At 72.7% G+C, this 6,000-nt stretch carries 6 protein-coding genes and 1 riboswitch; of the genes, 2 read left to right on the top strand and 4 right to left on the bottom strand.

What is annotated here, in order from left to right; genetic code table 11:
* Positions 1-806: CPBP family intramembrane glutamic endopeptidase (locus tag HGA02_RS08480; RefSeq protein ID WP_246247575.1), on the top strand; the 806-nt coding region annotated here is incomplete at its 5' end.
* A 30-nt stretch (positions 807-836) separates the two neighbouring features.
* Here HGA02_RS08480 and HGA02_RS08475 read toward each other — a convergent pair.
* On the bottom strand, positions 837-1,424 hold the full coding sequence (locus HGA02_RS08475) for an HdeD family acid-resistance protein (protein WP_124341042.1): 588 nt from the start codon (positions 1,422-1,424) through the stop codon (positions 837-839).
* A gap of 196 nt (positions 1,425-1,620) precedes the next feature.
* On the opposite strand from HGA02_RS08475, the gene HGA02_RS08470 reads away from it, so the two are divergent.
* A complete protein-coding gene (locus tag HGA02_RS08470) occupies positions 1,621-4,194 on the top strand; it encodes a lysylphosphatidylglycerol synthase transmembrane domain-containing protein (RefSeq protein WP_168678650.1) in 2,574 nt (857 codons plus the stop codon).
* A 123-nt stretch (positions 4,195-4,317) separates the two neighbouring features.
* Here the strand turns inward: HGA02_RS08470 and HGA02_RS08465 are convergent, their stop codons facing one another.
* From HGA02_RS08465 to HGA02_RS08455, 3 genes are all read right to left on the bottom strand, one after another.
* The gene (locus tag HGA02_RS08465) at positions 4,318-4,695 is read right to left on the bottom strand and encodes an SHOCT domain-containing protein (RefSeq protein ID WP_168678649.1); all 378 of its coding nucleotides are present in this window, start codon (positions 4,693-4,695) and stop codon (positions 4,318-4,320) included.
* 239 nt (positions 4,696-4,934) lie between these two features.
* Positions 4,935-5,084 (bottom strand): hypothetical protein, encoded by a 150-nt coding sequence (locus HGA02_RS08460; protein WP_160142783.1) that lies wholly within the window; start codon positions 5,082-5,084, stop codon positions 4,935-4,937.
* A gap of 16 nt (positions 5,085-5,100) precedes the next feature.
* A riboswitch (cyclic di-GMP riboswitch) is annotated at positions 5,101-5,175 on the bottom strand.
* A gap of 132 nt (positions 5,176-5,307) precedes the next feature.
* Positions 5,308-5,826, bottom strand: a complete 519-nt coding sequence (locus HGA02_RS08455) for a GyrI-like domain-containing protein (RefSeq protein ID WP_168678648.1) — start codon at positions 5,824-5,826, stop codon at positions 5,308-5,310.
* Between the last annotated feature and the right edge of the window lie 174 nt (positions 5,827-6,000).

The raw sequence follows: 6,000 nt of genomic DNA, 5'->3' as shown, positions 1-6,000 counted from the left end.
CCCCCGACGACGACGCCCGCCCGCCGTTCGCCCCGCCCCCCGGTCCGCGCGCGCTCCGCCGCCGCCTCACCGCGGAGATCTGGATCGTCCTCGGCCTGTCGCTCGGCCGGTCCGGCGTCTACGCCGTGGTCGCGATCCTCGACCGCCTCACGCGCGAGGAGTCGCTCGGCAGCCAGACGGCGACGCTCAACCCCAGCCGCTCCCCGCGCCCCTGGCTCGACCTCACCTACCAGCTGCTGTCGATCGGGTTCGCGCTCGTCCCCGTCGCGCTCGCGCTGTACCTGCTGTCCGCCGACGGGCGTTCGGCGGTGCGCCGGATCGGGCTCGACGGCACCCGGCCGTGGCGCGACCTCGGCGTCGGCGCCGGGCTCGCGGCGCTCATCGGGATCCCCGGCCTCGGCCTCTACGCCGTCGGGCGGCTGCTCGGCATCACGGTCGAGGTGCAGGCCGCCGCCCTGAACGCCGCCTGGTGGACCGTCCCCGTGCTGGTGCTGTCGGCGCTGCAGAACGCGCTGCTCGAGGAGGTCATCGCCGTCGGGTACCTCATGGAGCGGCTGCGCGACCTGCGCTGGAGCGGCCCGGCGATCGTCGTCGCGAGCGCGCTGCTGCGCGGGTCCTACCACCTGTACCAGGGGTGGGGGGCGTTCGCGGGCAACGTCGTCATGGGGCTCGTGTTCGCGGAGTACTACCGCCGACGACGGCGGGTCATGCCGCTCGTCGTCGCGCACACCCTCATGGACGTGTTCGTGTTCGTCGGGTACGCGCTCGTCCCCGACGAGTGGCGGGACGCGCTGCTCCTGTCCTGACGCGTCCCACCACCCGCCGGTCCGGACCGGTCAGACGACGGCCGAGCCGCGGCCGACCGCGCGGACGAACGACTTCGTCGCGAAGCCGCTGACGATGAGCACGACGCCGCCCACGAACGCGAACAGGCCCAGCAGGACCATGACGACCGCGATCGTCTCCTGCGGGTTGATGAGCACGAGCAGGCCGAACAGGAACGACACGAGCCCGAACGTCAGCACCCAGTACCAGCCGATGTCCCGCGCCCGGTAGAGGGTCACCGACGCGATGATCGCGAGGACGCCCAGCACCAGGATCCACAGCGAGATCAGGTAGAACACGACGGTCACGGACTTGTCGGGCCACACCATCGCGATCACGCCGAACGCGATCCCGACCAGGCCGGCGACCGCCCACCAGCCCGCACCCGGCTCCTTGCGGTTGCCGAGCCACATCCCCAGCGACAGCACGCCGTCGATGACGGCGAACACGCCCCAGATCCACATGAGCAGCGTCGCCGTGTCGATCGGTCGGACGAGCATCAGCAGACCCAGGACCAGCAGCACGGCTCCTCGCAGGACGGGGAGCCACCAGATCTTGCGCAGCGTCGTCTCGACCTCTGCGCCCACCTCGTCGACCACGTGACCTCCTCGGGCACACGCCCCGGGGCACCTCGCGGGACCGCACCCGCACGCCAACGGTGTCCCTCGTCGGCCACGCTAGACCCCGGCATCGGGACGAAGCGCGCCGAACACGCCCGCACCGGACAGCCGGTCCCGTCCCACGTCACGTGCAGGCTCCCGGGCAGACGGGCCCTCGCTGCCTAGACTCGCCGGTATGTCGTCGACGCCGCCCTCGGGTCGTGCGGCCGCGGTCGACGCGGACCGCACGCGCGGCGGCGCGCCCGACGGACCGACGGTCGACGACCACGGCGGGGACCCGGCCGAGGCGCGCGTCGTCGTCGAGGACGTCCCGACCGTCCGGGTGCACCACCCGACCGACCTGCTCAACGCCGTCGTCGCCGCGGTCGGCGTGGTCCTGGTGCTCGCGCTCGCGTTCTACGCGCCCAACACGACGAGCGGCGTCGCGGAGGACGTCCAGGGCTTCGCCGACCTGCTGCGGAGCATCCTGTTCATCCCCGTGCAGCTCCTCGAGGTGCTGGTCGCGCTCGTCATCCCGCTCGCGGTGCTCGCCGAGCTCGCGATCCGCCGGCTCGGCCGTCAGCTCCTGGAGGGCGTCACCGCGGCCGTCGTCGCCGTCGTGCTCAACGAGGCGCTGCGCTTCGTCATCGTCGAGTGGGCACCCTCCGACCTCGCCGACGGCCTGTCGATCCTCGTCAGGGGCGACCTCGTCGTCTCCCTGCCGCCCGTGTTCGCGATGGTCGTCGCCTTGCTCACGGTCGCCGGTCCGCGCGGACGCCGGCGCACCGTCGACTGGTCGTGGAACGTCCTGTGGATCAGCGGCGCCGTGCTGCTCATCATCGGACGCGTCTCCCTGCCGGGCCTCGTCGTGTCGCTGCTGATCGGGCGCGTCGCGGGCATGGTCGTGCGGTACGTGTCCGGCGTGCAGTCCGAGCGCGCGTACGGCACGAGCCTCCTCGACGGCATCCGCCGTGCCGGCTTCGAGCCGGCCCGCCTCGCCCGCGTCGCCGACGACACGACCGACACCGACGCGGCCCGGCTCGCCGAGCGCGAGGGCACGGAGCCGGTCCAGCTCGACGGCTCACCCGCGTCCCGGGCCCTCACACGCTCGACCGGGAACCGCGTCTACGAGCTCACGACGACCTCGGGCGACGAGCTCGACGTGCTCGTCATCGACGGCGACCGGCAGGTCGTCGGCGGCCTCGAACGTCTGTGGCGCTCGATCCGTATGCGCGGCATCGAGGGACGCTCGGTCGTCTCGCTGCGGCAGGCGACGAGCCGGGCCGCGCTCCAGGCCTACGCCGCGCGCGCCGCCGGCGTGCGCACACCGCAGCTGCTGTCGATCGCCGAGGCCGAGGACTCGATGCTCCTGGTGCAGGAGCGTCCCGGCCGGGCGGTGCCGCTCGCGGACCTGCCGCCCGACCGCATCACCGACGACCTGCTGCGCGAGATCTGGGCGCAGCTCCAGCTCGCGCACGTCGCCGGGGTCGCGCACCGCGCGCTGACCAGCGACGTCGTGCTCGTCGACGACCTCATCGGGCAGCCCGTCGTGTGGCTCGTCGGGTGGGAGAAGGGCGACGTCGCGTCGTCCGACCTGGCGCGCCGGATGGACGTGACGCAGCTCGTCGCGCTCCTCGCGCTGCGCGTCGGGGCGACCCGCGCGCTCGAGTCGGCGGCCGCCGTGCTCCCCGAGGCCGACCTCGCCGCCGTCGGGCCGCTGCTCCAGACCATCACCCTGCCGCGCGAGACCCGCGAGGAGATGCGCGCGCACAAGCAGGTGCTCGCCGACCTGCGCACCGAGCTCGTCGCGCGCCTGCCCGAGGCGTCCGTCGAGCCCGAGCAGCTCGTCCGGTTCGGCGCCCGCACCGTCCTCACCATCCTGCTCACCGTCGTCGCGATCTTCGCGATCCTCACGACGATCAACGTCGAGCAGATCGGCGAGGCGCTCTCCGAGAGCGACTGGCGCTGGTCCGTCATCGCGTTCGCCCTCGGCATGAGCACCCTGGTGACCGCGGCCCTGGCCTTCGTGGCGTTCTCGCCCGTCCGCCTGCCGGTCTGGCGCGCGACGCTCGTGCAGACCGCGGCGACGTTCGTCGCCCTCGCCGCGCCCGCGGGCATCGGCCCCGCGGCGCTCAACCTGCGCATGCTCACCAAGCGCGGCGTCTCGACGACCCTGTCCGCCGCGACCGTCGCGCTCGTGCAGGTCAGCCAGTTCATCGTGACCCTCGTCCTGCTGCTCGGGCTGACGATCATCTCCGGCCGCAGCGAGTCGCAGCTGCCGATCTCCGGGGCGATGCTCGTCGCGATCGGCATCGTCGCCGCGCTCGTCGGCGCCTCGCTCCTGGTGCCGCCCGTGCGGCAGTGGGTGCTCGCCAAGTCGCTGCCCACGCTGCAGCGCACGTGGCCCCGGCTCATCGAGGTGCTCGGGCAGCCCTGGCGGCTCGCGCTCGCGGTCGGCGGCAACCTCGCCATGACGCTCGGCTACATCCTCGCGTTCGACGCGTGCCTGCAGGCCCTCAACCAGGACGCGAGCCTGATCCAGGTCGCCCTGGTCTACCTCGCCGGCAACACCGCGGGCGCGCTCGTGCCGACGCCGGGCGGCATGGGCGCGGTCGAGCTCGCGCTCGCGGGCACGCTCACGACCATCACCGGCATCAACGCAGGTGTCGCGACGTCCATCGCGATCCTGTTCCGCGCGCTCACCTACTGGCTGCGGATCCCGTTCGGGTGGGCCGCGATGCGCTACCTGCAGCGCCGCGGCGAGCTCTGACGCCCGCGTCACGGCACACCCCTGCGCCCGCGCCGCGACGGGCGGCCGCGCCGACGACGGACGGGCCGGCGCCCCCGTGCGGGACGCCGGCCCGTCCGTGGGTCCGTCGTGCGGCGGCGACCGTCAGGCGAGCGCCTTGGCCTTGAGCTGCGAGAACTCCTCGGGCGTGATGACGCCCTGGTCGAGCAGCGCCTTCGCCTCCGTGATGTGCTCGGCCGGCGACTTGCCCGCGACCTCCCGGATGTAGGAGTCGGTGTCGGCCCGCGCCTGCTTGACGGCGTGCAGCTGGCGGTCGGCCATGCCGTTGCCCCGCGCGATCACGTAGATCAGCGCGGTGAGGAACGGGAAGACGATCAGGCCGACGATCCACACGGCCTTCCACCAGCCGCTGAGCGTCCGGTCACGGAAGAGGTCGGTGAGGATCTGGAAGAGGATGACGAGGTACGCGAAGAACAGGAACCACCAGATCAGCAGCCAGAACCAGTCCCAGAAGCTGTCCATGCGACCTTCTCTCGGAAGCGAGCCGCCCCGAGTGGCGAGCCCGGTGAGCCGAGGCTAGCCACAAACCGCCCCGAACCGTGCGAGGCGGACGGCTGCGTCGCCGGTCGCGGCCCGGGTCGATGGTCCCGTCGCCGGCGAGGGGTCGCCCGACGGGACGGTGCCCGCCGTCCGGGCGCGGACATGCGAACGGCCGGCCCCGGGCTGCGCCGGGACCGGCCGTTCGTGAGGTGGTGTCGTCGTCAGGCGGCGAGGTAGTCGCGCTGCGCCGGGACGAGCTCCAGAGTGTGCTGCCGCTCCGCGAGGGCCGCCCATGCCTGCAGGCGCGAGGCCGGGAGGACGAAGGGGGTGGCTGCCTCGGAGGGGTCGACGGAGAACCCGCGCTGGTCCATGTCATCTTCCTGTCTGTTCGGTAGCCCGGCTGACCTCGTGGGTCCCGTGGCTTTGCGTCCCCCCCTTGCGGAGGGTTTGCCGTTTCGCTGACAAGTCCGACATTAGAGCAACATGAGACGAGAAGGGAAGCGCTACCAGTCACCAGTTTCGTACGGCCGTCCAATTCACCCGGTCGGCGCACCCCAGAGGCCGCTTCCGCGTGAAAACGCGGCTCGGCACGTGTCACCGCACCCCGTCGTCCACGATCCGGAAGGCCAGCTGGGTCTCCCAGCGGCTCATGTCGGGCTCCACGCGCGGGTCCGTCAACATCAGCTCTAGTCGGCAGCCCCACGCCTCGCCGCCCTCCGCAGGCCACCTGTCCCACGCCTCGCCGTGCACCTCCGCCCACGCCAGCACGTCCGCGGTCACCTGGACCAGCTCGTCCGGATGACCCACGTGCGTCGTCACCACGTAGCGGCCCGCGGGCAGCACGTCGGGCGTCACGTCACCGTCCGCCTCCGTGACCGCCTCGTCGAGCGGCAGCCCCGCCTCGACCACGAGCTCACGCTCCATGTCGACCACCCGGTACCGGAAGAACGGCGGGCCGGCCGGAGTCAGCGAGTGCGCCTCCGCCCACGCGAAGAGGTCGTCGAAGCGGTCCGCGAGCGACGCCAGCGACGCCGTCGTCACGCGCGCCGCGATCCCCACGTAGGGGACCTCGGGCCGCTCGACGACCACGGGCTCCGCGCGCCGACGCTCCATGCGCCGAGCGTAGGGCGACGCCCGTCAGCGCGCCGCACGACCGCACCTCACGACGGGTCGAGCACGTCCCCGCACAGCGCCGCGCGCACGTTCGCGGTCAAGGAGGCGGGGGACGGAGTGAAGAACGTCCGCCGCATCAACGAGTTCATCGACACCGCCGTCATGGTCGGCAAC

Origin of the sequence: Cellulomonas septica (genome assembly GCF_012396155.1) — a bacterium.
GTDB lineage: Bacteria > Actinomycetota > Actinomycetes > Actinomycetales > Cellulomonadaceae > Cellulomonas > Cellulomonas septica.
Note: the sequence above shows the minus strand (reverse complement) of the source record. Positions and strands in the feature narration are given on the sequence as shown.

Coding starts and splice junctions, on each gene's coding strand:
- HGA02_RS08470 (WP_168678650.1), top strand. CDS start 1,621: ATGTCGTCGACGCCGCCCTCGGGTCGTGCGGCCGCGGTCGACGCGGAC.
- HGA02_RS08465 (WP_168678649.1), bottom strand. CDS start 4,695: ATGGACAGCTTCTGGGACTGGTTCTGGCTGCTGATCTGGTGGTTCCTG.
- HGA02_RS08460 (WP_160142783.1), bottom strand. CDS start 5,084: ATGGACCAGCGCGGGTTCTCCGTCGACCCCTCCGAGGCAGCCACCCCC.
- HGA02_RS08455 (WP_168678648.1), bottom strand. CDS start 5,826: ATGGAGCGTCGGCGCGCGGAGCCCGTGGTCGTCGAGCGGCCCGAGGTC.